Below are 25191 nucleotides of genomic sequence, written 5' to 3' on the forward strand. Positions count from 1 at the left end.
CCAGTCGATCCGCCTGCCATGCTCGCCCCAGAACGCCGCAGGATCGCTGACCGAGGCGGCATACATGGATTTGTATGTGGCGGCGTCGATATGGGGCTTTGGCGCATGTGCACCGCTGGCGTCTGCAGAAGTCACCATGGCTTGAAATCCTCCGTCCCTGCCCTGTCCGACAGCCGATCGAACAGGGTAAATATCCCTTAGCATACAGTATCTCAAATTTTGAAAAAAATTAACGATGACCGCATATCTGTTTGTATAGTTGGTGAATAATTTTTAGTCGGAGATGGAAATGGTTGTAAATTTTTTTACAAATCACGTTTTTCCACAGGTTTCTTGCGCATTCCCATTGGAACCCGCCTGTGCGGCACGGGGGCGCGGCACCGTGCAACCTTCAGACCCCACCCGCAGCGCAACCTGTGGCATTATGTCTCGCATGCCACCTCTAACGCAACGTAATAATTGGCTCGCACGATTCGCCCATAACGTGCAGGGTGCCGACACACCCTGAATCTGCGGATAACACGCCCCTGCTTGCGCGGTGCCCGTGATCTCCGCTTTGGGACTTGAAGCCCGCGTCAAAGAGAACAAATGTGGACCTTGAGTCAAAGGACCGCCGCCCATGCCCGATGCCTATTCCGACAAGACGCCCGCCCCGCTGTCCAATCCCGCCCCGGACGTGAAGACCCGCGAAAAGCTGGAAGGCGGCAAGCGTTTTGTTCTGGCCACAGAATTCCAGCCGGCCGGCGATCAGCCCACCGCCATTGCCGAACTGGCGCAGGGTATCCGGGCGGGTGAGCGCGATCAGGTGCTGCTGGGTGCCACCGGCACCGGCAAGACCTTTACCATGGCCAAGATCATTGAGGAAACGCAAAGACCCGCGATCATCCTCGCCCCCAACAAGACGCTGGCGGCGCAGCTTTACGGCGAGTTCAAGAGCTTCTTCCCCGAGAATGCAGTCGAATATTTCGTCAGCTATTACGACTACTACCAGCCCGAAGCCTATGTACCGCGCTCGGACACCTATATCGAGAAGGAATCCCAGATCAACGAACAGATCGACCGGATGCGCCATTCGGCCACCCGCGCGCTGCTGGAACGCGACGATGTGATCATCGTGGCCTCGGTTTCCTGCATCTACGGCATCGGCAGCGTCGAGACCTACGGGGCCATGACCCAGGATTTGAAGGTGGGCGATATGTATGACCAGCGCAAGATCATGGCCGATCTCGTCGCCCAGCAATACCGTCGCAACGATCAGGCGTTCCAGCGGGGATCGTTCCGGGTGCGCGGCGACTCCCTCGAAATCTTTCCCGCCCACCTCGAGGATCGCGCATGGCGGCTGAGCTTCTTCGGAGAAGAACTCGAATCCATTGTCGAGTTCGACCCCCTGACCGGCGAGAAAACCGACACGTTCGAGAAAATCCGCATCTATGCCAATTCCCACTACGTCACCCCCAAACCGACGATGCAGCAAGCCATCATCGGCATTAAGAAGGAACTGCGCCAGCGCCTTGACCAACTGGTGAACGAGGGCAGGCTGCTGGAGGCGCAACGCCTTGAACAGCGCACCAGTTTTGATCTTGAAATGCTCGAGGCCACCGGCGTCTGTAACGGGATCGAGAATTATTCGCGCTACCTCACCGGCCGCGCCCCCGGCGAGCCGCCCCCTACGCTCTTTGAATTCATCCCCGACCATGCCATCGTCTTTGCCGACGAATCCCACGTCTCGGTGCCGCAGATCGGCGGCATGTACAAGGGTGATTACCGGCGTAAATTCACCCTCGCCGAACACGGCTTTCGCCTGCCCTCCTGCATGGACAACCGCCCGCTGAAGTTCGAGGAATGGGACGCCATGCGCCCGCAGTCGGTGTTCGTCAGCGCAACACCTGCGAAATGGGAAATGGAGCAGACCGGCGGCGTCTTTACCGAACAGGTGATCCGCCCCACGGGTCTCCTCGACCCGCAGGTCGAGATCCGCCCCGTCGACATGCAGGTCGATGACCTTCTGGACGAGGTGCGCCGCGTTTCGGCCATGGGCTATCGGACGCTCGTGACCACCCTGACCAAGCGCATGGCCGAGGACCTGACAGAATACCTGCACGAACAGGGCATCCGCGTGCGCTACATGCACTCTGACATCGACACCATTGAAAGAATTGAGATTCTACGCGACCTCCGCCTCGGAGCCTTTGACGTTCTGGTGGGGATCAACCTGCTGCGCGAGGGGCTGGATATCCCCGAATGCGGGCTGGTGGCCATTCTGGATGCCGACAAGGAAGGCTTCCTGCGCTCTGAAACCTCGCTGATCCAGACCATCGGGCGCGCCGCCCGCAACGCCGAGGGTCGAGTGATCATGTATGCCGACCGCATCACCGGCTCGATGGAACGCGCGCTGACCGAAACCAACCGCCGCCGTGACAAACAGATCGCGTATAATGAGGCACACGGCATCACCCCCGCGACAATCCGCAAGAATGTCGATGACATCCTGCAAGGGCTCTACAAGGGCGACGTGGACATGGCCCGCGTCACCGCCACGGTGGACAAGCCACTCGTGGGCGCGAACCTCGCCGCCGTGCTCGAAGGGCTGCGCACCGACATGCGCAAAGCGGCGGAAAATCTGGAGTTCGAAGAGGCGGCGCGACTGCGGGATGAGGTCAAACGGCTGGAGGCGGTGGATCTTCTGATCTCCGACGACCCCCTCGCGCGCCAATCCGCGGTCGAGGCGGCGAGCGCCGAGGCGGTCAAGGGGAGGGGCAGGTCAACGGCGGGTCGGCCGGGGCAACGCGGGGGAAATGTGAAGCGGAGGGGGCGTTAGCGTTCTGTTCGAATGTAGGTGTTTCCAATCCAGATTTGCATTCGAGCATCTCTATTATGTTCGGCGATATTGAATTCTGCTTCTATCAAAGACATTGCTTTTTTGAGTCTGTCTGCCGTCTGATACTCATTGCACCGCAGCCAAATCCTGCTCAGCTTCTTAAATCTAGTTTTTTGCCCATCGGGGATCCGCGGAGCGATCTTTTGAAAATCACCATCATGCGATACCAGAACAGCTTTATGATCTTCAGCAACGAATGCAACCAACGGGTCGACTGAGCCTTCAGGGATTAGATCTCTAATGAACTCCACCTCATAGTCAGTACTCAATAAGTACCGCTTGGCGGACATAGGTACATTTTCGTCAAGCATAAAACGCATGCGCAAACTTGATAAAATTCATGCAGAATTTTCTAGGGTCTTCTCGTGTTCTAGCGCAGCTAGAACATCAGTTCTTGAAAGCGAAGGGTACTCCTCAATTATCTGATCGACGGAATATCCGGCGTCTGAGTAGCGGCGGATAGTAGCGGTCGGAATGCGGGTGCCAGAAATAACCCAACTGTTTCTAGCTACGAACTTGTTCCTTTCAACTGAACCAAACTTTTCCTTCGGGCGGGATTTGATCTCAGATATCTTCTCAGTAATGTCATTAATTACGTCAATCACTTCGAGCATCGCGAGTTGCCCATCACGAAGATTTTCTATATCGCCGGTCTGTGGGTCCTTAAAATGAACATCTCTCTTGAGGACATAGAGCTTTGTATCCGCCCAATGGCTGAACCCCCGTTTCTGTAGCTCTTCCGCAACACGAGTTAGCTTTTTAAAACCAATTTTGTATCTGGACCTAAGTGTCGCAATTGTTTTCAGACCGACAACATCTTTGAACGAGTAAATTCGGCTATAGGCAGCACGACGGTCGTCATAGGCATGTCGGGGGCTAAAGAAACCGCGTCGATCCCAAGCGCGCAGTTGGGATTTGCTTAGTCCCGTCGCGCGAGCAACGTGATCCTCTGTCAGAGCAACTACGACGCTATTTTCAGTTTGGCTTTGCATAGAGTTGCAGTATCTCTTTCTGGGCTATCGTTCCAATCAAATTTTGCAGCCCGCCCTAGGCCAACCACCACCCCACCACACACGACCCACCCCCCCCTCACGGCAATCTCAGCCACTCATCCCCTGCAATATCCTGAAGCTCCGGGCGGAAATAGGCCACCATCCGGCCCTCGGGCGGCGCCTCCGCCGCCTCGCCCCACGGGGCCACGCCGTGCAGCGCCATCCGGTGGATGAGATAGGCAGCACCCGGCTCTGCGGCGAGCGGAATGCGCGGACAGGTCTCGAACACCTCGCGGCGGGCGGCCTGATATATCCCGGTCAGATCGACATCGCCCCAGTCGCGCGGGTCAATCCCGCCAAGCGCCCCGGCAAAGGCGCGGCGCATCACATGGTGGCTGCCCTGCCAGACCACCAGCGGGCTGGCATCGGGGCTGGCCCCGGTCAGCGGCAGGCCGAGGATATAGGCGTGACGCTCGCGCAGCATCCGTCGTCGCCCCGCCCCAACGGGCAATAGCCCGTCGACATGCGCCGCATCACGGCTGAGACGATAGCGAAAGGCCGCATCGTCCTCGCCGTCGCGGGGGCGCGGATAGCCGGGATAGATGACTGAAACCTGCGCGCGGTGCAGCGGTATCTGACCATAAATCCGTTGCGCGGCGGTCAGTGCAGCTCCACAGAGCGGCCCGCTCTGCCCCACGGCCCCGCGCGCATCATTGGGCAGGCAATCCACCCCCACGAACCATGTGCCCTCGCAGGTCAGGCTGCGGGCCTGTTCCTCTGGATCGCGGACCCGTTCCAGCGCCGCCGCCCGCGCTGCCCCTGCCCAGTCAGACACCGCCTTCTCGGGCGCAAAGAGCGCCCAGCCGGCATCCGTCAGCCCTGTCACCACCCCAGCGCCTTGCGCAGCATGTTGAGCGCCACCAGCGTCAGGAACACCGCGAACACCCGTTTGAGCGGCTTCGGATCCATCGCATGCGCCAGCCGAACGCCCCAGGGCGTGGTCACCAGCGTCATCGCGATTACCACGAAGAACGCCACCATATTAACCGCGCCAATGGTAAAGGGCGGCCGGTTTTCCGGCGCTACATCGAGCAGCAGGAAACCCGCGACCGAGGGCACCGCAATGGTGATGCCAAAGCCCGCCGCCGTCGCCACGGCGCGGTGGATGGGCACGCCATAAAGGCTCATCAGCGGCACGCCAAAACTGCCACCACCGATGCCCATCAGCACTGACAGAAACCCCACGGCAGGCGAGAGAATGGCACGCCTCAATCCGCGCGGCATCTGCTCTGCCAGCCGCCAGTGCGACCGGCCAAAGCCCAGGTAAAGGCCGATGATAATGCCCAGCCCGCCAAACAGTCCCTGCAGCGTCGTCGAGCGCAGGCTGGACGCGACCAGCACGCCCAGAACCGCCCCCACCGCGATGCCGATTGCCCATGTGCGCAGGATCTGCCAATCCACCGCGCCCTTCTTGTGATGGCTCAGAACCGAGCGCAGCGATGTCACGATTATAGTGGCCAGAGAGGTGGCCAGACAGATCTGCATGAGCTGCGGACCGTCATAGCCAAGCGTCTGGAAGGCATAGAAAAACGACGGCACCAGAACGATCCCGCCGCCCACCCCCAGGAGACCGGCCAAAACTCCGGCAAAGGCACCGATAATCATCAGCAGGGCCAGCATTTGCAGTAGCAGGGTGGTGTCCGGCAGGATGATGGGCATGGCGCGCTCCGGGTTGATTTGGCGCAGCCATACACCGGGGCGTGGAGGAGGGAAAGCGGTGGATCAACTGGCGGGCATCATCACCCCGGCAACCTGAACAAGTGCCGCCTCGACCAGTTCCGGCCCGGCACCGGGCTGCACCGCCCCCTCAGACAGCATGCGCCGCCAGGCACGCGCGCCGGGACGGCCCGCAAAGAGACCCAGCATGTGCCGCGTGATCTGGTTTAGACGCCCCCCCGCAACCAGATGCGCCTCGATATAGGGCAGCATGGCGCGCACCGCCTCTTCAGGGGTCGAGTCGAGGGTTTTCGCGCCAAAAATCCGACGGTCGGCGGCGCAAAGGATATCGGCGGGTCGCTGATAGGCCGAACGTCCCACCATCACCCCGTCAAGACCGGCATCCAGAAACCGCTCGGCCTGATCGAGTGAGGCAATGCCGCCATTGACGCTGATATGCAACGCGGGAAACTGCGACTTCATCCGCAGCACAAGATCATGATCAAGTGGCGGGATATCGCGATTCTCCCTGGGAGAAAGCCCGTCGAGCCACGCCTTGCGCGCGTGAATGGCAAAACGGCTGACCCCCGCCGCCGAAACCCGCTCCAGAAAGTCAGGCAAGACCCGCTCCGGCTCCTGATCGTCGACACCGATACGGCATTTTACAGTCACCTCAACAGATTGTGCCGCGATCATCGCGGCGCAGCACTCGGCCACAAGGCCCGGATCTTTCATCAGAACCGCGCCGAATGTGCCTGATTGCACCCGGTCAGAGGGACAGCCCACGTTGAGGTTGATTTCATCATAACTCGCCTCTGCCCCAAGCTTCGCCGCCTGCGCCAGTTCCTCAGGATCGGAGCCCCCCAGTTGCAGCGCCACGGGGTGCTCCTCGGGAGAATGATCAAGCAGATGCAACGCATGCCCCCGCACGAGAGCAGGCGCCGTGACCATCTCGGTATAAAGCAAAGCATGACGCGACAACAGCCGGTGCAAATACCTGCAATGCCGGTCCGTCCAGTCCATCATCGGCGCAATGGAAAGTCTAGCGTATTGTCTTATATTCATTTTTTCCGTATCTCAAATTATTCGCAGCGCTTGCCGCTGCGCTGGGGCACGCCCCGAGATCCCCGAATTGCCCCTCTGAAACGACTCATTGACACATGAGCCGCACACGAAAATGGCCGCCATCACCAAGTTCCCTTCCGGTGCCTGCCGGGTCCATATCCAACGAGAGGGCGCTACGTGAGCGAAACGTTCCTTCGCCGCGACGACGCCCATCACCGGCCTTCCAACCGGGAACGCGAGCGGATCAGGGTCTTGCCCAAACAAGTCATCATCTCCCGCCACACGAGTTTCGGTGACCTCATCGACCTTGATATAGCCGATATGTGCGAGGTATGGCGATAACATCAATTGGAGAGAACGCAACATTTTGCATTTCGGGGCGATCATGCGATTCCAGATAATGACATGTGATATCATCGGTGACATTTCTGGAGGCGGTCGAGAAAATTACAATCGGGTGTCCTGGCCCAAGGCTGTCCTCCGTTCCTACCCATGCCACGAGAATCACCAAAAGGAGCGCTTCGCATGACCTCCAAGGTAATTGGGGCGTGTCGGACAACGTGCAAACCTGTCTCATCAGGTTGCGCCGGATACTCGTCTTTTGCGCGCACCGCAGCTTCGATCCGGACGATGCGCGCTGTCCGGCGGGCGCACCACCGAGCTAAATGAAGGAGCAACCGGGATGACATGTCTCGCGCTTGTCACCGCCATGTTTCCAGTTGTCGCACAGCAAGGACCCGAAGGCGATCGCGTCGAGATTAACGGCATGCAAATGCACTACCAGGCTTTGCGAACGCGCAAGCCGATGGTCGTGCTGCATGGCAGCTTCATGACCATCCCGATGATGGGAGAGATTATCAGGGGGGGTGCCTTGTACAGCTTTGCTGCATACTCTGGTTGGATTATACACCGAAGCGGAAGCGACTGACGCTCTACAACATGAAGCACCAAGGCGGGCAAATCCGTTATCAAGTGCATGCCTCGTAACTCGGGTCGAATATCCTTCCATGATCCCACACGATCAGTCGGCTTTTTACGGAAACCTGCCAACTCCTGCAGATCATGGAATTTGCATTTCCCCAACCTGCGGTACGAAGCGGCCTGCAGGATGTTCGATGTCGGTCCCGGCAATGCGTCGCGTGGTGCCATTCTCCGCTACACCGGCCCTTCCCGTATGGGGGCCTGACCCGCTACGTTCGTATGTGGCAATCGCGCGGTAAATGCGACGGCCGACAGCCTTGACCGTTCATCTGCGCCGTGCTGACAGACAGGCGCTTTTGCTTTACCGTTATTTCAGCACGCCGGCGTCGGTCATTTCACGTCAGACCGGATCGGCCCAAGACGGATAGGCAGGCGGAAATATCTCCTCGATCGGCGGGTGGCCCCACGTGCGGTCGGGATATTTCGCGCGCAGCCCCTCGAACTGCGCCTGTGCCCTCACACGCGCGGCGGCCATATCCAGACCGGCAACCTGCCCGTCCAGCATCGAAAGTCGGCCATCGACGAAAACCGCTCGCGTTACGCGCCCTGTTGCCCCGAGGATCAGGGTCCGAACCGGATCAACCCTCGGTGCCATCAGCCCATCCTGCATGTCGAAGACGGCGATATCCGCTTTGGCTCCCGGCTCCAGCCGCCCCAGATCGCTGCGCCCCAAGGCGGCCGCACCACCAAGGGTGGCCGCATCGAACAGATGCTCCGGCGCGGCATCAGGGATACTGTCCCCCGCCATCCGCGCCATCATCACGCCCACAGCCATGTTCAGCACCATGTCGGGCGGCGCGGTATCCGTGCCCATCCCGATGTTGATCCCCATCCGCCGCAGCCTGCCGAAGGATCGCAACATCGCACCGGAGCGGGCAAAAACCAGCGGGCAATGCGCCACCGTCACGCCGTGATCGGCATAGAGTTGCAGATCGTCTTCGGTCGCAAAGGTTGCATGCGGCGCGATCAACCGGTCGTTCAGCGCGCCAAAGCTGGCCAGCCACTCGGGCGCGGTGGTGCCGTACAGCGTCTGCACCGTATCGCGTTCCATCTTTCCCTGCGCCATGTGCAATCGCACCGGCACATTCAGATCCCGCGCCGCCGCCATTGTCTGTGTGAGCAGGGTTTCCGTGCAGGTCTCCACCCGGTCGGGGGCCAGCATTCCCTGGATCAGTCCACCATACCGGCCCGCCTGCGCCCGGACAAAGGCGATGGCATCATCAAGCCCGGCCAGCCCGCGCGCCTCGTCAAAACGCGCCGCCAGAACGCCGGGCGCGGTGCAGACCATCCCGCCTGACCGATAGGCCGGCCCAAGCCAGACGCGCAGCCCCAACTCGCCCGCCGCCTCGGCCGCAGCCTCGAATTCCGCAACCGTCTCACCCCACTCGCGATAGAAAAGCGAGGCGATGGGAAGTGCTGAGGTAATGCCGTTGCAGAGCAGTTGAGCAAAGGCAAAGCGCTTTTGAAAGGCCAGTTCGCCGGGCGCATACATCTCGTAAGGGCCACGACGCACATAGTCCTCGGGCCAGACCCGACCCTTGGCCCAGGCCGGGCCGCAATCGACACCCAGAACCGTCGTGTCGAGATCCGACAAGGCATCAAGGTCGATCAACCCCGGCGAGATCAGCACCTCCCCAAGATCGATGCGCCGCGCCACCTCGCCCTCGAACTGTCGTCCGACGTGAAGGATACGGTCAGCCTCGAACACCACTTCGCCGTTTTCCAGAAGCCTGTGATGACCATCGCGATGGGCCACGATCCAGCGGGCGGTGAGGGCGGTGCGCCCCGCTGGACGCGCTCCCAGGGTCATATCCAGAAGCATCACGAAACCTCTCTCAGGGGTTTGCCGTCGCGACCCGTCACGCGCCCGCCCTTGACGGTCATCAGCACCGGTCCGCCCGTAGCAACCGCCTCGGCAAGGGTGCGGCCGGGAATCAGCGCCAGATCGGCATTGCATCCCGGTTCCAACCCATGCCCAGCAACCCCCATGACCGCCGCGCCACCGGTCGAACAGACCGCCAGCACCAGCGCCAGATCGGCATCGGCGCGCATGTTGTTCTTCTGCGCAACGATCCGCGCCCGATCCAGCATGTCGGGGCGGTTCCACGGATTCCAGGTGTCCAGCACCCCGTCACAACCCGCTCCCATCCGCAGACCCACGCCCAGCACCCGCTTGACCGCGGGCACCTCTCGCGAAGGCGCGCCAGTAGTCAGGATCGCCACATCCTGCTCCGCCAGTTCGGACAGCAGACCCTCGACCCGCGTCCAGTCGGGCATCCCGAGGCAGAAGGCATGGCTGATCGCCACTTGCCCCTTCATGCCCAGAACCGCCGTCCGTTCGAGGATCAGTTCCAGCGAAAAGGCCCCCATCTCACCCGGCTCGTGCAGGTGAATATCGATCCCGCGCCCATGCTTGTCCGCCAGCCCGAAAATCGCGTCCAGATGCCCTTTCGGGTCGCGGTCGATCCCGCAGGGGTCAAGCCCGCCCACCAGATCCGCCCCCGCCACCATGGCCTGATCCAGCAGTTCCAGTGTGCCGGGGCGGATCATCAGCCCCGATTGAGGAAAGGCCACGATCTCGATCTCGACGATACCGCGCAACGCTTCGCGGGTGTCCAGCACACCCTCCAGCACCGAAAGACCATTGACGATGTCCACATCCACGTGGCTTCGGATATGGGTCGTGCCGTTTCCGACAAGCGCCAGCGCATGACGCATGGACTGGCGCGCAGGATCAAGACCAAGCTGGCGGCGCGCCCGGCGCTCGTTGTCGATCATAGCGCGCAAGTCGGTGCCGACCGCGTTTTCATACCACTCCATCCCCATCACGGTCTTGTCCAGATGGGTATGCGCCTCGACGAGACCCGGAATGGCGATGGCACCGCCCGCCTCCTCGACCGGCACGCCGGAGGCGTTGATCCCTGACGCAAGCTCGGCAATCCGCCCGTCACGGATCAACATGTCCGTGGCTGACGCACCCAGCGGGCGCAGGTTGCGGATCAGAAGGTCTGTCATGCGGCCTCCGGGGCGAATCCCCCTGCCTTGAGACGCGGCCAAGCATAGCCGCCCAGTTTCGATGTGCGGTAGCCCATGCCAATCAACGCTTCGGCCTGCCGGACCGCTGCGGTCACCCCGTCGATCACCAGAATGCCGGTCTCCTGCGATAACCGCTCGCACAGCTCTGCCATGCCAGCGCAGCCCAGGACCACAGCCTCAGCCCCGTCCTGCGCCTGTGCCGCGCGGATCTCGGCTGCGATCAGGCGTTCGGCACATATCGGATCGTCCTCCAGCGCCAGTACCGGCAGGTCGATGGCCCGAACCCTGCGACAGCGCCGTCCTACCCCGTAGGCATCGGCCAGATCCTCGATGATCGGGACCGAGCGCGGCAGGGTCGTGATGACAGTGAACCGCACGGACAGCGTCATCGCGACCTGCAAGGCCGCCTGACAAATGCCCAGGACTGGGCCGGCGGCCACCTCACGCGCGGCATCAAGGCCGGGGTCGTCGAAACAGGCAATGACATGCGCCGCAGCGCCACGCGCCTCGGCCGCGCGGATGGCCGCCAACATGGCGGGTACGGCCAGCGCCTCGTCGGCATAGCCTTCGATCGAGGCGGGCGTTGCATGGGCGGTGACAAGATCGATCTGTATGCCCGCAGACACCGCCCGTCGCGCTGTCCGACCGATCCGGTCTGTCATCGAGACGGTCGAGTTTGGGTTGATTACGTGGATGCGCATCACGTCGCCCTTTTCTTCTGCGGGGTCAGTTGCGCCACTTCCCACTGCGCCGCCGCAGCGGGTTTGGTCAACTCGAACTGCCGGTCCGCGACGATGTAATTGTCAGCATGAAGCCTGGCGATGGGCTGATAGACTTCGGGGTTCACATAGCGCCCCCTCACGTCCAGGCAGTCATCGCGCACGGTCATCTCGACCACCTCGCCCAGGATGATTGCGCGGCTGGGGTAATCGATGATCCGCTCTACCCGACATTCCATTGCGCAGGGCGTGCGTATCAGGTAGCGGGCATCGATCTGTCGGCAGGGGGCGGTATCAAGCCCGGCAAAGGCGGGTTCGTCCACATCAGGAGAAAAATTCACACCGCACATAATCATCCCCTCGGCCAGTTCCATATCCACCATGTTGACGCAAAACTCGCCCGTGCGACGGATATTCACCAGCGTATCCTTCTCCCCACCATCCCCGCGTGTCTGGACCCCAAGGATCACGATGGGCGGATCCTGTGAGAAAACGTTGAAAAAACTCATCGGCGCAGCATTGTTGTGTCCGCCTGCGGACCGCGTGGTAACCAGCGCAATGGGACGTGGGCCGACGAAATTGGTCAGCAGCCGATACCTGTCCTGAGGTGGCAGCCGCGTGAAATCGAACTCCATCATCCGACCTTTCTGAGCTTCTTGGGATCGCTTCGCCCTTCCTGCACTGCGTGACAGCGGACCTGCGCGTCACCGTGAACCCGGAAGGCCGGAGCCTCTGCCCGACAGCGATCATTGACCAGCGGGCAGCGCGGGTTGAAATGACAGCCGGGCGGTGGCGTGATCGGGTTTGGCACCTCACCCGCAGGACGATCCATATCGCGGTGCGCCATGGTAATGTCCGGCACAGTTTCCAGCAGTAGCCGCGTATAGGGATGCTGCGGCGTGCTGAATATCCGCTCAGCCGAGGCCAATTCCACCAGACGGCCCAGATACATCACCCCGATCTGATCCGAGATGTAGTTCACCACGGCCAGATCGTGACTGATGAAAAGGTAGGTCAGCCCCAGTTCCTTCTGCAATTCCCGCATCAGGTTCAGGATTTGTGCCTGCACCGACACATCCAGCGCCGAGGTTGGTTCGTCGCAAACCAGGAATTCCGGCTTGGTAGAAATCGCCCGCGCAATCGAGATCCGTTGCCGTTGCCCGCCCGAGAATTCATGTGGGAATTTCTCGCCATCCGCGGCGGAGAGACCCACGAATTCCAGCAGGCGATCCACCTCCTTGCGGCGCGCGACCGGATCGGGATGGGTGGCAAAGCTTTTCATCGGCTCGCCGATGATGCGTGCCACGCGCCAGCGCGGGTTGAGGCTGGCATATGGATCCTGAAAGATCATCTGCATCCGACGGCGCACTACAGACGGCTGGCCCGCGCGGATGCCCGCAAGTTCATGCCCGTCGAACCGGATGCTTCCCCCGGTCGGTCGCGTCAACCCCATCAGCAGCTTGGCCACGGTGGATTTGCCGCAGCCGGATTCGCCCACAAGACTAAGCGTCGTGCCGCGCTCGATACTGAAATCAACCCCATCGACAGCGTGGACATACCTGCGCTCGCCTCCCTTCATGAGGCGGGTCACGAAGGGCTGCGACAGATCAAATGACTTCTTCAGCCCCGAGACGGTCAGGATCGGATCTCTCATGCGGGAACCTCCTCGGTCAGGTGGCAGGCGACCGACAGGGTCGCGCCGCCATTCAGGTCAGGCCGGGTGTGCCCGCAGATATCCATCCGGTGAGGACAGCGCGGCGCAAAAGCGCACCCCCCCGGGCGGGCATCGGGACGCGGCATGGCTCCTTCGATCTGCGGCAGCACATCGGGGCGCGCACCGATCCGCGGGATCGAAGCCATCAGGCCGCGCGTATAGGGATGGCGTGGTGCGGTCAGCACCTCGGCCACTGGCCCTACCTCGACGATACGGCCGGCATACATCACCGCCACCCGGTCGGCGGTTTCGGCAATCACGCCCATGTCATGCGTGACAAGGATCACCGCCACCCCGGTTTCCCGCGCCAGCTTGCGCAGTAGCGCAATGATCTGCGCCTGCACGCTCACGTCCAGCGCTGTCGTCGGCTCGTCCGCGATCACAAGGCGCGGTTCGGCACACAGAGCCAGGGCAATCACGACCCGCTGGCGCATCCCGCCGGAATACTGGTGCGGATAGGTATCGATCCGCGCTTCCGGTGCAGGGATACCGACCCGGCGCAGCCAGTCGATGGCCCGCTCGCGCGCCTCAGCCTTGGACAGGCGCAGATGGGTTTGAATCGTCTCGATCAGCTGTTCGCCCACGGTCAGCACCGGGTTGAGGCTGGTCAGCGGATCCTGAAAGATTGCCCCGATCCTGCGCCCCCGGATTCGACGCATCTCTTCCGGGCGAAGCGTGTCGATCCGCTGGCCCTCCAGCAGAATCCCGCCCTTTACAATGCGGCCGGGGGGCTCGATCAGCCCGATGATGGCGGCACCGGTCATGGACTTGCCCGCCCCGCTTTCGCCGACCATGCCCAGGATCTCGCCGGGGGAGATGCTCAGCGACACATCCTCGATCGCATTGACCGATCCACGACGACCCGGAAAGGCGACGGTCAGGTTTTCGACAGACAGAAGGGCCATGGCGTTTACCTCAGCTTGGGGTTCAGGGCGTCGCGCAGCCAGTCACCCAGCAGGTTGACCGCCAGCACAAGAGCAACCAGCACAACGGAGGGGAAGATTACCACCCACCAGATGCCCGAGAACAGGTATTCGTTACCGATCCGAATCAGCGTGCCAAGACTAGGCTGCGTGGCCGGCATGCCGACGCCAAGGAAGGATAGCGTCGCCTCGGTCAACACGGCCATGCCCAGGTTGATCGTGGCAATGACCAGAACCGGCCCCAGCACGTTGGGCAGGATGTGGTTCATCATGATCCCCATGCCCGATACGCCGTTGATCCGCGCCGCCTGCACATATTCCTTCTGCCGCTCCACCATCGTCGAGCCGCGCACGGTGCGGGCATATTGCACCCAGTTGGTCAGGCCGATGGCCAGGATCAACACCCAGATCGCCGCATCGGCGTGCCGGTCCGGCGGCAGCACGCCGCGCGCGATACCGTTCACCAGCAGGGCCACCAGAATGGCTGGAAAGCTGAGCAGGATATCCGCCACCCGCATGATGGCACCATCCACCATGCCGCCAACGAAACCGCCCAGCAGCCCCAGCGAGATACCCACGACAGCCGCCAGTGCGACACTGGCAAAGCCCACGATCAGTGACAGGCGCAGCCCGTAAAGGATCGAGGAGTAAACGTCGCGCGCCTGTTCATCCGTCCCGAGGAGATAGCGAGGATCGCCCCCTTCCACCCAGGCAGGCGGCAACTCGCTGTCCAGCAGCAACAATTGCGAGATGTCATATGGGTTTTGCGTCGCCAGCATTGGTGCAAAGAGCGCCGCCGCAAACAGAATTAGGATCAGCACCGATGATATGCGGGCCGTCCAGGAATGTCGAAAGTTCCACGCGATGTCACTGTCCAGCAGGCGAGCCAGCGTCGAGGCTGTCGTCCTGGATTGCGTCGTGTCTGTCATCACATCCTCCCTTGTGTCAGTGGGCCGCACGCGCGCCTTCGACCCGCAGACGCGGGTCCAGCACGGCATAGAGCAGATCGACAGTGGTGTTGATGATCACGAAGATCAGGCTGACCAGCACAAGATAAGCGGCCATCACGGGCACGTCGCCAAAGCTGACTGCCTGGATGAAGAGCGCGCCCATACCCGGCCATTGAAACACGGTCTCAGTGATGATCGCAAAGGCGATCAGACCGCCCAGTTGCAACCCGAAGATGGTGATGACCGGGATCAGCGTGTTCTTAAGCGCATGGCGAAAATGGATCGACCGGTTGGTCAGCCCGCGCGCCTTTGCGAACTTGATGTAGTCGGTGCGCAGCACCTCCATCATCTCGGCCCGAACCAGCCGCATGATCAGCGTGAGTTGGAACAGGCACAGCATCACCGAAGGCAGGATCAGCGCCTTGAGGCCCGAAAGCGTCAGAAAGCCGGTGGACCACCACCCCACATCGACAACCGTGCCGCGCCCGAACGAAGGCAGCCAGCCCAGCCAGACCGAGAACACCAGGATCAGCAAGATGCCCGTCACGAAAGTCGGTAGCGAGATCCCCACCAGCGACATCAGTTGCAAGACCTGCGTCGAGATGCTGTTGGGCCGGAGCGCCGTCAGAATTCCCAACGGGATGCCAATCGCCAGCGACAGCCCGGCCGCCACCAGAACCAGTTCGGCCGTGGCGGGGAAGCGTTCGGCCAGCAACGTCGAAACCGGGCGCGCATTGCGCCACGACAGACCGAAATCGCCGATAGCGGCACGGGCGACAAAGCGGCCATACTGTATCCAGATCGGCTGATCGAGACCAAGGCGTTCACGCACGGCGTCGCGCTCTTCAGTAGTGGCGTTCTCGGCCACCATGGAATTGACCGGATCGCCCATGAAACGGAACATCATGAAGGCAATGAGCGCGACGGCAAGCATCACGAAAACCGACTGAATGATCCGGCGGATCAGAAATCCAAACATTGCGGAACCTCCCCTTGTTCTTGACCGGCGGCAGAGGGCGCAAGCGCGGCGCGCCTGCCCCCTGCCCACTCATGTCACTTGGTGACGCGCGCATACCAGAGCCGCACCAGATCATCGGCCGCCTGCGGGATCTCGACCGTATCACGGACTGCCCAGGACAGCGGTTGCTGGTGCAGTGGCAGCCAGGCGATATCGGCCTTGGCCAGCATCAGCGCCTCGACCATCATCGCATTGCGCTTTGAGGGATCGACCTCGACAGCCACGGCCTTTGTCAGCTCGTCCACCTTGGGGTTCGAATAGCCTGCCGGGGTAAAGGTGCCGTACTCCCCGCCAGGGCTTGCCAGCATCGCCGACAGGACGGAAAAGCCGTCCAGCATCGGCAGCGTCGCCCATCCCAGCATGAACAGGTCCACCTGCCGGTTGTCTACCTTCTGGAAATGCATCTGGCGCGGTTCGGTCACCAGACGCGGCTCCAGCCCGGCCTGCGCCAGCATGGCGGCCATGGCCTGGCAGATACCCTCGTCATTCACATAGCGGTCGTTGGGACAGTTCAGGTTGAAGGCGAAACCATCGGGATAACCCGCCTCGACCAGCAGTGCCCTGGCACGTTCGGGGTCATAGGGCAGACGTTGGTCCATCGCCTCGGTATAGCCATTCACCTCAGGTGCGATCAACGAGCCAGTGACACGCGACTTGCCACGCATGATACGTTCGCGGATCAGATCCATGTTGATCGCATGGTACAGCGCCTGCCGCACCCGGATATCCTTGAGGGGATTGCCCTCGACATTTCCATCCACAAGGCTGTCGCCCATGTTGATGCCCATCATGATGCTGCGCAGACCAGGATTCTGCAGCATACGTACACCCTCTGATGCCTCGATTCGCCCGGCATCCTGCAACGGCGCGGGCTCGATCAGATCGATCTCCCCGGACAGAAGCGCCGCCACCCGCGTGGCATCCGATCCGATGGGCGTGTGTTCGATCCGCGTCAGGTTGTGCTGCGGCGTATCCCACCAGCCTTCGTTCACAACCAGAACGTTCAGCGCGTCGGGGCGGCGGCTCTCCAGCTTGAAGGGCCCTGTGCCGTTCGCGTTGTTGGTGGTGTGACCCTCCTCACCCTGGCTTGCGTCGATAGGGGCCACCGCGTTGTTCGCCTCCAGCCAGCCACGGTCTAGAATGAAGATGTTGGTCAGGTAATTGTTCAACAGCGGTGTCGGTCCCTCTAGGATCAGATCAACCGTCAGGTCGTCCACGATCTCGACCGCCTTCAGCCCCGGCAGGTTGCCGCGCAGCGGGGATTTCGGATCCACCGCCCGCATCAGCGACACCTGCACGTCATCCGCGCCAAAGGCTTCGCCGCCGTGAAAACTCACGCCCTCGCGCAGCGTGAAGCGAACACGGGTCGGCTCGATGACCTCCCAGCCGGTGGCAAGGGCAGGTTCGATGTTCAGATCCGCATCATAACGCACCAACGGCTCATAAAGGTGGTGGGTAAAGATATTCGTGAAGCTGTCCGTGACGGCATGAGGGTCGAGCCCATAGACGTCACGCGCCGTGGCAAAGCGCAGGGTTTCGGCACTAACCCCGGTCGCGACAAGCGTCGCGGCAGCGGCGGACATCATGAGGTGGCGAAGCATTGGCAAGTCTCCCGTTGGTTTCTGCGCGGGCCGCATTGCTTTGACTGCATGGCCGCGATGCATATATTGCAAACATAAATAGTCTAAATTGTCTACAATTTTTTATTATTGTGATGACAATCATGTTGACGTAACCTCGCAAAAAGCAAAATTTGTCTTTCGTGACGCAAGGATGCCGCAGATGAACCTGACCGAAGCAAGCGCCGACACGCCGCATGTCGAGATCTACAACCGCATCTGGCTGTCGATCGCCGAGCGAAAACTGAAGCCTGGAACGCGCCTCAAAGAAGAACAACTGGCAGAAATCTTCTCAGTGAGTCGCGCCCGCGTCCGGCAGGCGCTGGCCGCGCTGGAACATGACGGGCTGGTAACGCTGGTACCGAACCGGGGGGCCTTCGTCTCGCAACCTTCGATCGAGGAAGCGCGGGATATCTTCTTCGCGCGCCGCACCATCGAGACACAGCTTGTCTCTCGTCTCTGTCATGTCGCCACGCCGCAGGCCATTGCCCGGCTCGAGGCGCATGTCGCGGAGGAACGCGCCGCACGTGCGGCAGCCGACACCAAAAGCACCGTCCGCCTATCCGGGGCGTTCCACCTTCTGATCGGTGAACTTGCCGGGTCTCCCTATCTCTGGGAAGCGCTGCGCGACCTGCTGTCGCGCACCTCGCTGATCATCGTGATGTATCAGACCCGCAGCCAGACCGATTGCGGTCCCGACGAACATGCCGAGATCGTAGCCGCCATCGCCCGCGGCGACGCGGACCGCGCGCGTCACTTGATGGATCACCACATCGATCATCTGGAAGGTCAGCTCGATCTGGATCAGGACACACAGGACAGCAGCGATTTGCGGGATCTTCTGGCATGAGCGCACCCCATGACCTGCTGCTGCATTGTGCCACCATCGTCACGGTCGATGCCGACCGCCGTGTGATCGACGACGGCTGGATCGCCGTCGACAATGACCGCATCGCGGCAATCGGCACCGGGCAACCCCCTGCTGCGCGCCGCGTGATTGACCGGCCCGGGCTGATTGCGCTGCCTGGCCTGATCGACGCGCATTGCCATTCCGGCCATGGCCTTGTCAGGGCGGCGGGCGATGGCGACGGCGATCTGTGGTTCCGCATCTGCGAGGATATCTATGCCGGTGCCGCCACCCCCGCCTTCTGGCTGGCCGAGGCGCGACTGGCGCAAATGGAGCGGCTTCTGGGCGGCGTAACCGCTGCTGTCTCGCTTCTGGGCGGTGGGGCCGACGTCATGCGCACCGACGCGCCCGAAGTCGGTGACGCCCATTGCGCGGCTACGATCGAATCCGGCCTGCGCACCTTCATCGCCGTGGGACCGGGCCGCCTGCCCTTCCCCAAGGCCTTCGGTCCGGACCGCCGCCCCGTCAGCTTCGATCAGCAGATGAAGGTCAGCGCCGATCTGATCTCGCGCCACGATGCAATCTTGACCCGGCGCACGGGTGTCGCCCTGATCCTGCCAGTTTACACGCAGGACCACATGGATGCGCACGGGGCCGAAATCCGTCGGATGTCTGCCGCGATGCGGGCCCTGCAGGACCGGACTGGCACTCTCTTCACGCAGGATGGCCACCGCTCGGGATCCATCGCGCTGGCCCGCGATCTTGGCCTTCTTTCGCCTCGCGCTGCTCTTGGGCACAGCGTCGATCTGACACCCGAGGATTTCGAAGCGCTGACGGAAACCGGTGCCTCGGTCATCCACAACCCGTCGGCAATCATGTCGATCATCGGTCGCTGCCCGGTGCCCGAGTTGATCGAAGCGGGCGTGACCGTCTGCCTCGGCTCGGACGCGGGCGCACCGGACCGGGGCTTTGACATGTTCCGCCACATGGCGCAGGCAATGCATTACCACCGCCGCCATTTCCGCGACCCGGCCGTTCTTCCCGACGGCAAGGCACTCGAGCTATGCACCATCGACGCCGCGCGGGCGCTCGGGCTGGACGCAGAACTCGGATCGCTCGAGACCGGCAAGAAAGCCGATATCGTATTGCTTGATGGCCGCAAGCCGCACCTGTGGCCGCCAGTAATGGCGCTCAACCGGATCACCCATTTCGCCAATGCCGCCGATGTCGACACCGTGATCGTTGATGGGCAGATCCTCATGGAAGGTCGCGAAATTCTGCATCTGGATCTGGATGAAATCCTGGCCGATGCCGCAGCCGAAGCCCGCAAGGTCTTTGATATTTCCGGCCATTCGCAGTCCCGAAGCGAAGGTGCCGACAACTGGCATCAGGCACGACGATCAACACAACCCTTCCGCCCGGCAGGTTCGCAGGGCTGAGACCGGTTGGACACCGGGTGTGGTCGCTCTGATCAGATCGTCAAGCGGAGCGATCTAATCCGACCGATACTGGAGTCCGCCTGCGGCGGCATGGGATCATCTCAATACTCCCGGGTGATCTGCACAACAAGAATACCTGAAATATTCACAAACCTTCCCACGCTGGTCCGGTTGACAGTTGTTTGAGCATCTAACATTTCGGGCGCATGGCTTGGAAATGCATCATGGCTGCACGCTTCAGAACACTGATATGTTCTCTGCTCTCTGTCGTGCTGGTGCCTTTTCCGCCCACAATATCGCATGCCGCATCGGGAATACACAGTGAACATCATCCCGTCGCGGCCCTGTCCGAACATGAGAACACGCAGCAAGCACATTGTCTGTTTCAGTCCGACAGTTCAACCGACGACCATCAAGCGCATCCGGACAACTCTGATAACCATCCGCCGGGCAAGTGCTGCAATGGTATTTACCTGACCGATGCTCTTGACGAAACCACATCGGCTCTCTCCGAATATGGTGCAAGTGCCGCATTCGTGTTGCAGCACGACGAGGCAGGCTCTATCGAGACGGCCGGTTTAATACGCCCGCCTCGAAACCTGATATGAGACAAGCCCCGTGTTGGGGTCGTTATCTTGCGCATATTCATGCGTAAATCCGAAGTTCACAATTCAGGGCAGCTCCACATGAAAATCCATCTTCTTTCGAGAACGTCGGCCGCTGCTTTGGTCGCCTGCGCTTACGAGCCTGCAACCCTTCCTGTCGTGGCGGCGCAACCCAGATCTCGCCCCGGCGCTCTTCCGGGCTGGATTACAATCCGGTGATCACGTTGAATGGTTGGACCCTGCCGTTTCACATGAACAACGGGGGCAAGGAATTCCACCTTGTTGCCGAGTCGGTGGAGCGTGAGTTGGCTGACCGCATGACCGCCCACCTGTGAGGCTATACCAGAAAGGTTTTCAGACCATGGAAAACGATCATCATCACCACGCAGCGCCCGACATTCCGGACGAGGGCGAAACGGCAAAGGATCCGGTTTGCGGGATGACAGTTGCAGTCAAACCCGACGGGTATCAGGCGGTTTTCCGGGACGAGACCTTTCATTTCTGCTCTACGAAATGTAAAATCAGGTTCGAGGCCGATCCATGGTTCTACGCCTCGGGCCGGGCTGTCGGGCGCAAAAAGCCTGCCTCTGCAAATGTACAATACACTTGCCCGATGCACCCGGAGATCGTTCGCGATGCGCCGGGGTCCTGCCCGATCTGTGGCATGGCGCTGGAACCGCTGCTGCCCTCGGACGAACCCAGCGCGGAACTCACCGACTTCACACGCCGGATGTGGATTTCGGCCGCGGCGGCAGTGCCCCTCATCGTCCTGACAATGGGTGAACTGGTCGCCCTGCCGGTGCGTGACTGGATAGGGCATCAGAGCGCCAGTTATCTGGAGTTCTTTTTGGCGACGCCGATCATCCTCTGGGCGGCATTACCGTTCTTCCGGCGTGGTTGGGACTCGATGGTGAACCGCAACCCCAATATGTGGACGCTGATCAGCCTCGGCGTGGCGGCGGCCTGGCTCTATTCGCTCGTCGCCACTTTCCTGCCCGGAATTTTTCCGGAACAGTACAGGATGGACCACGGCGTCGGCACCTATTACGAGGCGGCCGTGGTGATCGTCGCACTGGTCTTCGTCGGGCAGGTTCTGGAACTGCGCGCGCGCGAGCGCACCGGCGACGCGATCCGCGCGCTGCTGGATCTGGCGCCCAAGACCGCCCGACGCATCCTGCCCGATGGATCGGAATACGACGCGCCGCTGGAGAACATCATGGAGGGCGACAGGCTGCGGGTGCGCCCCGGCGATGCAGTCCCGGTCGACGGGACGGTGATCGAGGGCCGATCCTCGCTGGACGAAAGCATGCTGACCGGCGAATCGATGCCAGTTGAGAAAGGTCCGGGCGATGCGGTGACCGGGGCCACGATCAACAAGAACGGCAGCCTCGTGATCGAGGCGGGCAAGGTCGGCGCGGACACGGTGCTCGCACAGATCGTGGCGATGGTGTCGAACGCGCGGCGCTCCCGCGCGCCGATCCAGGGGCTGGCCGACCGGGTGTCGGCGGTATTCGTACCGACCGTGGTCGTCATCGCAATCGTCGCTTTCTTCGTCTGGCTGGCCGTTGGGCCGAACCCTGCACTGGCCATTGCCATCGCTTCGGCGGTGTCCGTGCTGATCATCGCCTGTCCCTGCGCCCTCGGGTTGGCGACACCGATCTCGATCACCACGGCGGCGGGACGGGGCGCGCAGGCGGGTGTGCTGATCAAGGATGCAGAGGCGCTCGAACGCATGGCTGCTGTCGATACGCTGATCGTGGACAAGACCGGCACCCTGACCATGGGCAAGCCGAAACTGACGAATACCGTTGCTCTTGCTGATATTACGCAAGCCGACCTTCTGTCTCTCGCCGCAGCGCTGGAACGCGGCTCGGAACATCCGCTGGCCGAGGCGATCGTCGAGGGGGCAGAGACAAAGGGCGCCAACCGGCAAAACGCTGCGGACTTCGAAGCGGTGACTGGCAAGGGCGTGCGTGGCAAGGTCGGCGGACGCTCGGTGGCGCTCGGCAATGCTGCGATGATGCGGGAGATGGGACTGGATACGGGTGCGGCAGAAGAAAAGGCCGACACATTCCGTTTAGAAGGCAAGACAGCCATGTTCATTGCAGTCGATGACGTGCTTGCAGGCATGGTGGCGGTGGCTGACCCGATCAAGGACAGCACCGCGCAGGCGATCAGGGAACTGCATGCCCAGGGGCTGCGGGTCATCATGGCAACCGGCGACAACGAACGCACGGCGCAGGCGGTGGCAGGCAAGCTTGGGATCGACGAGGTGCGCGCAGGTGTCCTGCCCGAGGCCAAGAAGGAACTGATCGACCAGTTGCGCCGTGATGGCCACAAAATCGCGATGGCCGGCGACGGGGTGAACGACGCGCCTGCGCTCGCCGCCGCCGATGTCGGCATCGCCATGGGCACGGGCGCGGATGTGGCGATGGAAAGCGCCGGGATTACATTGCTCGGCGGCGACTTGATGGGGATCGTGCGAGCCCGCAAGCTGGCCCGTGCCAGCCTGCGCAATATCAAACAGAACCTGTTTTTCGCCTTTGCCTACAACGCACTTGGCGTGCCCATCGCGGCGGGGCTGCTTTACCCGGCCACCGGCCTTCTGCTCTCGCCCATGATCGCGGCGGCGGCGATGAGCCTGTCCTCCGTCTCGGTGATCGCGAACGCCCTGCGGCTCGGGCGGATTGACCTATGACCCGATATTGCTACGTTCCAACAGGAAAGGACCTCAGATGACCCAAGACATTCTATCGCGCCGCACGGTCCTGATCGGCGCAACGGCACTGTTGGCGACATCGCCCATGCGGGCGCTGGCACAAGGCGCCGGACCGGCGGTCCATGTGTTGAAAGACCCGAATTGTGGCTGCTGCTCAGCCTGGATCGGGATACTCGAAAATGACGGCTTCGCAGTAACGACCGAACCGACCGCCGGAACCCTGCTCATGCGCTACAAGACGGATAACGGCATCCCGCCGGAGATGACCTCCTGCCATACCGCGCGGGCCGAGGGCTACATGATCGAGGGCCACGTCCCGGTTGCCGATATCCGTCGCCTGCTTGACGAGCGCCCCGACGTCGTCGGCCTCGCCGTGCCCGGAATGCCCTACGGTTCACCCGGCATGGGTCCGGAAAGCGAACGCGAAGCCTACGATGTGTTCCTCATCCGCCGGAACGGCAGTGCCGAAGTGTTCTCCCGATATGAAGCCGCCTGAGCGGGTAAGAGTGGGGGTCACCGGCGCCTTGTCGCCCCGCCTCCTGGCCTCAGTGGGCGATCATCACGTGCCGAACGGCTGTATAGTCTTCCAGAGCATACATCGACAGATCCTTGCCATAACCGGATTGCTTCAACCCGCCATGGGGCATTTCATTGACCAGCATGAAATGCGTGTTCACCCAGGTGCAGCCATACCGCATGCGCCCGGATACATCCATTGCTCGACCGACGTCCTGCGTCCAGATCGAAGAGGCGAGACCATAGTCGCTGTCATTGGCCCATGTCACCGCTTCTTCTGGATCGCTGAAACGGGTGACCGACACGACCGGACCGAAAACCTCGCGCTGCACGATCTCGTCTGACTGGAGCGCACCCGCCACGACCGTAGGCTGATAGTAAAAGCCGCTTCCTGCATGCAGGCCCCCGCCTGTCGTGATCTCCATATGCCTGTGCTCGCGCGTCCGTTCGACGAAACTGGCGACGCGGTCGCGCTGGCGCATCGAGATCAGCGGCGGAATCTCGTTCAGCGTGTCGTCCGCATTGTCATACACGATGCCGGACACCGCAGATGACAGTTCTGCTACGAGTTTCTCATAGATTTTCGAACCCGCGTAGACCCGGCAGGCGGCGGTGCAGTCCTGACCGGCATTGTAGTAACCAAAGTTCTTCAGCCCTTCGACGACCCGGCCCAGATCCGCATCGTCGAACACGATCACGGGGGCCTTGCCACCCAGTTCCAGATGCGTCCGCTTGACCGTTCTCGATGCGGCCTGCAGCACCTTCTTGCCGGTCGCTACATCCCCGGTAATCGAGACCATATCCACATCCGGATGGCTGATCAGGGTATTCCCTACGCTGGCACCCTGACCGACGACGATGTTCACGACACCTTCGGGCAGGATATCGGTCATGATCCGCGCCAGCCGCATCGCGGTCAGTGGCGTCTGCTCTGATGGTTTGAGGACCACAGTGTTTCCTGCCGCCAACGCCGGAGCCAGTTTCCAGGCCATCATCATCATGGGGTAGTTCCAGGGCGCGATAGAGGCCACGACACCGATCGGATCGCGACGCAGCATCGAGGTATGCCCCGTCAGATACTCTCCCGCCGCTGAGGTGTGCATGTTGCGCACCGCCCCGGCGAAATAGCGAAAGCAATCGGTCACGGCAGGCACTTCGTCGTTGAGCACCGCGTTGATCGGCTTGCCGCAGTTGAGCGCCTCAAGCCGCGCCAGTTCTTCGCCGTTGGCCTCGACGGCATCGGCAATCGCCAGCAATCTGGCAGAGCGTTCGGCCGGCGTGGTCCGCGACCACGGCGCAAAGGCCACGCGCGCCGCAGCAACCGCGCGATCTATCTGCCCGGCATTTGCTTCAGGCAGGGTCAGGATCACCTCGCCTGTCCGCGGGTTGAACACGGTTTCCTCCGCTTCCGTGCCTGCCTCGAATGACGCGCCAATCAACATCTTGGTTTCCAT

The 25191-nt window shown here is 61.6% G+C and carries 23 protein-coding genes; 7 read left to right on the forward strand and 16 right to left on the reverse strand.

The window, feature by feature from the left end:
* Window positions 1-204 (reverse strand): acetyl-coenzyme A synthetase N-terminal domain-containing protein (locus tag BSG08_RS19800; protein WP_425439269.1); only part of this gene is annotated, 204 nt, incomplete at its 3' end.
* 415 nt (window positions 205-619) lie between these two features.
* Between BSG08_RS19800 and uvrB the strand changes: the two genes are divergently transcribed.
* Window positions 620-2818 carry an excinuclease ABC subunit UvrB gene (gene uvrB, locus BSG08_RS07160; RefSeq protein ID WP_093034330.1) on the forward strand — a complete coding sequence of 733 codons (2199 nt, stop codon included), beginning with the start codon at window positions 620-622 and terminating at the stop codon, window positions 2816-2818.
* Here uvrB and BSG08_RS07165 read toward each other — a convergent pair.
* From BSG08_RS07165 to dusA, 5 genes are all read right to left on the reverse strand, one after another.
* Complete coding sequence (locus tag BSG08_RS07165) at window positions 2815-3198, reverse strand: DUF5615 family PIN-like protein (protein ID WP_093034333.1); 384 nt, start codon at window positions 3196-3198, stop codon at window positions 2815-2817. The genes uvrB and BSG08_RS07165 overlap by 4 nt on opposite strands.
* A gap of 18 nt (window positions 3199-3216) precedes the next feature.
* Entirely contained in the window at window positions 3217-3870 is a 654-nt protein-coding gene (locus BSG08_RS07170; RefSeq protein ID WP_093034336.1) for a DUF433 domain-containing protein, read from the reverse strand.
* Window positions 3871-3967: 97 nt separating this feature from the next.
* A complete protein-coding gene (locus BSG08_RS07175) occupies window positions 3968-4759 on the reverse strand; it encodes a hypothetical protein (protein ID WP_093034339.1) in 792 nt (263 codons plus the stop codon).
* Complete coding sequence (locus BSG08_RS07180; RefSeq protein WP_175544735.1) at window positions 4753-5577, reverse strand: sulfite exporter TauE/SafE family protein; 825 nt, start codon at window positions 5575-5577, stop codon at window positions 4753-4755. Before BSG08_RS07180 ends, BSG08_RS07175 begins: the two co-directional genes overlap by 7 nt.
* A 75-nt stretch (window positions 5578-5652) precedes the next feature.
* On the reverse strand, window positions 5653-6651 hold the full coding sequence (dusA, locus tag BSG08_RS07185) for a tRNA dihydrouridine(20/20a) synthase DusA (protein WP_093034345.1): 999 nt from the start codon (window positions 6649-6651) through the stop codon (window positions 5653-5655).
* A gap of 682 nt (window positions 6652-7333) precedes the next feature.
* On the opposite strand from dusA, the gene BSG08_RS07195 reads away from it, so the two are divergent.
* On the forward strand, window positions 7334-7579 hold the full coding sequence (locus BSG08_RS07195; protein ID WP_093034351.1) for a hypothetical protein: 246 nt from the start codon (window positions 7334-7336) through the stop codon (window positions 7577-7579).
* Window positions 7580-7972: 393 nt separating this feature from the next.
* On the opposite strand, the gene BSG08_RS07200 is transcribed toward BSG08_RS07195, so the two are convergent.
* From BSG08_RS07200 to BSG08_RS07240, 9 genes are all read right to left on the reverse strand, one after another.
* Window positions 7973-9454, reverse strand: coding sequence for a chlorohydrolase family protein (locus BSG08_RS07200; protein ID WP_093034354.1), 1482 nt, complete (start codon window positions 9452-9454; stop codon window positions 7973-7975).
* The gene (locus tag BSG08_RS07205; RefSeq protein ID WP_093034357.1) at window positions 9454-10647 is read right to left on the reverse strand and encodes an amidohydrolase family protein; all 1194 of its coding nucleotides are present in this window, start codon (window positions 10645-10647) and stop codon (window positions 9454-9456) included. Before BSG08_RS07205 ends, BSG08_RS07200 begins: the two co-directional genes overlap by 1 nt.
* Window positions 10644-11369, reverse strand: a complete 726-nt coding sequence (locus tag BSG08_RS07210) for an aspartate/glutamate racemase family protein (RefSeq protein WP_093034359.1) — start codon at window positions 11367-11369, stop codon at window positions 10644-10646. The genes BSG08_RS07205 and BSG08_RS07210 overlap by 4 nt, the downstream gene beginning before the upstream one ends.
* Window positions 11369-12025, reverse strand: a complete 657-nt coding sequence (locus BSG08_RS07215) for a flavin reductase family protein (RefSeq protein WP_245770620.1) — start codon at window positions 12023-12025, stop codon at window positions 11369-11371. The genes BSG08_RS07210 and BSG08_RS07215 overlap by 1 nt, the downstream gene beginning before the upstream one ends.
* On the reverse strand, window positions 12022-13041 hold the full coding sequence (locus BSG08_RS07220) for an ABC transporter ATP-binding protein (protein WP_093034362.1): 1020 nt from the start codon (window positions 13039-13041) through the stop codon (window positions 12022-12024). Before BSG08_RS07220 ends, BSG08_RS07215 begins: the two co-directional genes overlap by 4 nt.
* The gene (locus tag BSG08_RS07225) at window positions 13038-14006 is read right to left on the reverse strand and encodes an ABC transporter ATP-binding protein (RefSeq protein WP_093034365.1); all 969 of its coding nucleotides are present in this window, start codon (window positions 14004-14006) and stop codon (window positions 13038-13040) included. The genes BSG08_RS07220 and BSG08_RS07225 overlap by 4 nt, the downstream gene beginning before the upstream one ends.
* A gap of 5 nt (window positions 14007-14011) precedes the next feature.
* A complete protein-coding gene (locus BSG08_RS07230) occupies window positions 14012-14953 on the reverse strand; it encodes an ABC transporter permease (protein WP_093034368.1) in 942 nt (313 codons plus the stop codon).
* Window positions 14954-14969: 16 nt separating this feature from the next.
* Window positions 14970-15953: an ABC transporter permease gene (locus tag BSG08_RS07235; protein WP_093034371.1), complete on the reverse strand. Its 984-nt coding sequence runs from the start codon at window positions 15951-15953 to the stop codon at window positions 14970-14972.
* 74 nt (window positions 15954-16027) lie between these two features.
* Window positions 16028-17593 carry an ABC transporter substrate-binding protein gene (locus BSG08_RS07240; RefSeq protein WP_093034374.1) on the reverse strand — a complete coding sequence of 522 codons (1566 nt, stop codon included), beginning with the start codon at window positions 17591-17593 and terminating at the stop codon, window positions 16028-16030.
* A 181-nt stretch (window positions 17594-17774) separates the two neighbouring features.
* Between BSG08_RS07240 and BSG08_RS07245 the strand changes: the two genes are divergently transcribed.
* The 5 genes from BSG08_RS07245 (at window position 17775) to BSG08_RS07265 (ending at window position 23717) form a co-directional block, all read left to right on the forward strand.
* The gene (locus tag BSG08_RS07245; RefSeq protein ID WP_093035136.1) at window positions 17775-18461 is read left to right on the forward strand and encodes a GntR family transcriptional regulator; all 687 of its coding nucleotides are present in this window, start codon (window positions 17775-17777) and stop codon (window positions 18459-18461) included.
* Window positions 18458-19897: an amidohydrolase family protein gene (locus tag BSG08_RS07250; protein ID WP_093034377.1), complete on the forward strand. Its 1440-nt coding sequence runs from the start codon at window positions 18458-18460 to the stop codon at window positions 19895-19897. Before BSG08_RS07245 ends, BSG08_RS07250 begins: the two co-directional genes overlap by 4 nt.
* A gap of 224 nt (window positions 19898-20121) precedes the next feature.
* On the forward strand, window positions 20122-20505 hold the full coding sequence (locus tag BSG08_RS19220) for a hypothetical protein (RefSeq protein ID WP_139274543.1): 384 nt from the start codon (window positions 20122-20124) through the stop codon (window positions 20503-20505).
* A 358-nt stretch (window positions 20506-20863) separates the two neighbouring features.
* Entirely contained in the window at window positions 20864-23200 is a 2337-nt protein-coding gene (locus BSG08_RS07260) for a heavy metal translocating P-type ATPase (protein ID WP_093034380.1), read from the forward strand.
* 37 nt (window positions 23201-23237) lie between these two features.
* The gene (locus tag BSG08_RS07265; RefSeq protein WP_093034383.1) at window positions 23238-23717 is read left to right on the forward strand and encodes a DUF411 domain-containing protein; all 480 of its coding nucleotides are present in this window, start codon (window positions 23238-23240) and stop codon (window positions 23715-23717) included.
* Between the two features lie 49 nt (window positions 23718-23766).
* On the opposite strand, the gene BSG08_RS07270 is transcribed toward BSG08_RS07265, so the two are convergent.
* Window positions 23767-25191: a gamma-aminobutyraldehyde dehydrogenase gene (locus BSG08_RS07270; protein WP_093034386.1), complete on the reverse strand. Its 1425-nt coding sequence runs from the start codon at window positions 25189-25191 to the stop codon at window positions 23767-23769.

Origin of the sequence: Roseovarius azorensis, from assembly GCF_900109455.1 — a bacterium.
Classification (GTDB): domain Bacteria; phylum Pseudomonadota; class Alphaproteobacteria; order Rhodobacterales; family Rhodobacteraceae; genus Roseovarius; species Roseovarius azorensis.

Coding starts and splice junctions, on each gene's coding strand:
- uvrB (WP_093034330.1), top strand. CDS start 620: ATGCCCGATGCCTATTCCGACAAGACGCCCGCCCCGCTGTCCAATCCC.
- BSG08_RS07205 (WP_093034357.1), bottom strand. CDS start 10,647: ATGACAGACCTTCTGATCCGCAACCTGCGCCCGCTGGGTGCGTCAGCC.
- BSG08_RS07230 (WP_093034368.1), bottom strand. CDS start 14,953: ATGACAGACACGACGCAATCCAGGACGACAGCCTCGACGCTGGCTCGC.
- BSG08_RS07215 (WP_245770620.1), bottom strand. CDS start 12,025: ATGATGGAGTTCGATTTCACGCGGCTGCCACCTCAGGACAGGTATCGG.
- BSG08_RS07245 (WP_093035136.1), top strand. CDS start 17,775: ATGAACCTGACCGAAGCAAGCGCCGACACGCCGCATGTCGAGATCTAC.
- BSG08_RS07270 (WP_093034386.1), bottom strand. CDS start 25,191: ATGGAAACCAAGATGTTGATTGGCGCGTCATTCGAGGCAGGCACGGAA.
- BSG08_RS07260 (WP_093034380.1), top strand. CDS start 20,864: ATGGAAAACGATCATCATCACCACGCAGCGCCCGACATTCCGGACGAG.
- BSG08_RS07250 (WP_093034377.1), top strand. CDS start 18,458: ATGAGCGCACCCCATGACCTGCTGCTGCATTGTGCCACCATCGTCACG.
- BSG08_RS07195 (WP_093034351.1), top strand. CDS start 7,334: ATGACATGTCTCGCGCTTGTCACCGCCATGTTTCCAGTTGTCGCACAG.
- BSG08_RS07235 (WP_093034371.1), bottom strand. CDS start 15,953: ATGTTTGGATTTCTGATCCGCCGGATCATTCAGTCGGTTTTCGTGATG.
- dusA (WP_093034345.1), bottom strand. CDS start 6,651: ATGAATATAAGACAATACGCTAGACTTTCCATTGCGCCGATGATGGAC.
- BSG08_RS07165 (WP_093034333.1), bottom strand. CDS start 3,198: ATGCGTTTTATGCTTGACGAAAATGTACCTATGTCCGCCAAGCGGTAC.
- BSG08_RS07200 (WP_093034354.1), bottom strand. CDS start 9,454: ATGCTTCTGGATATGACCCTGGGAGCGCGTCCAGCGGGGCGCACCGCC.
- BSG08_RS07225 (WP_093034365.1), bottom strand. CDS start 14,006: ATGGCCCTTCTGTCTGTCGAAAACCTGACCGTCGCCTTTCCGGGTCGT.
- BSG08_RS07240 (WP_093034374.1), bottom strand. CDS start 17,593: ATGCTTCGCCACCTCATGATGTCCGCCGCTGCCGCGACGCTTGTCGCG.
- BSG08_RS07210 (WP_093034359.1), bottom strand. CDS start 11,369: ATGCGCATCCACGTAATCAACCCAAACTCGACCGTCTCGATGACAGAC.
- BSG08_RS07220 (WP_093034362.1), bottom strand. CDS start 13,041: ATGAGAGATCCGATCCTGACCGTCTCGGGGCTGAAGAAGTCATTTGAT.
- BSG08_RS19220 (WP_139274543.1), top strand. CDS start 20,122: ATGGCTGCACGCTTCAGAACACTGATATGTTCTCTGCTCTCTGTCGTG.
- BSG08_RS07170 (WP_093034336.1), bottom strand. CDS start 3,870: ATGCAAAGCCAAACTGAAAATAGCGTCGTAGTTGCTCTGACAGAGGAT.
- BSG08_RS07265 (WP_093034383.1), top strand. CDS start 23,238: ATGACCCAAGACATTCTATCGCGCCGCACGGTCCTGATCGGCGCAACG.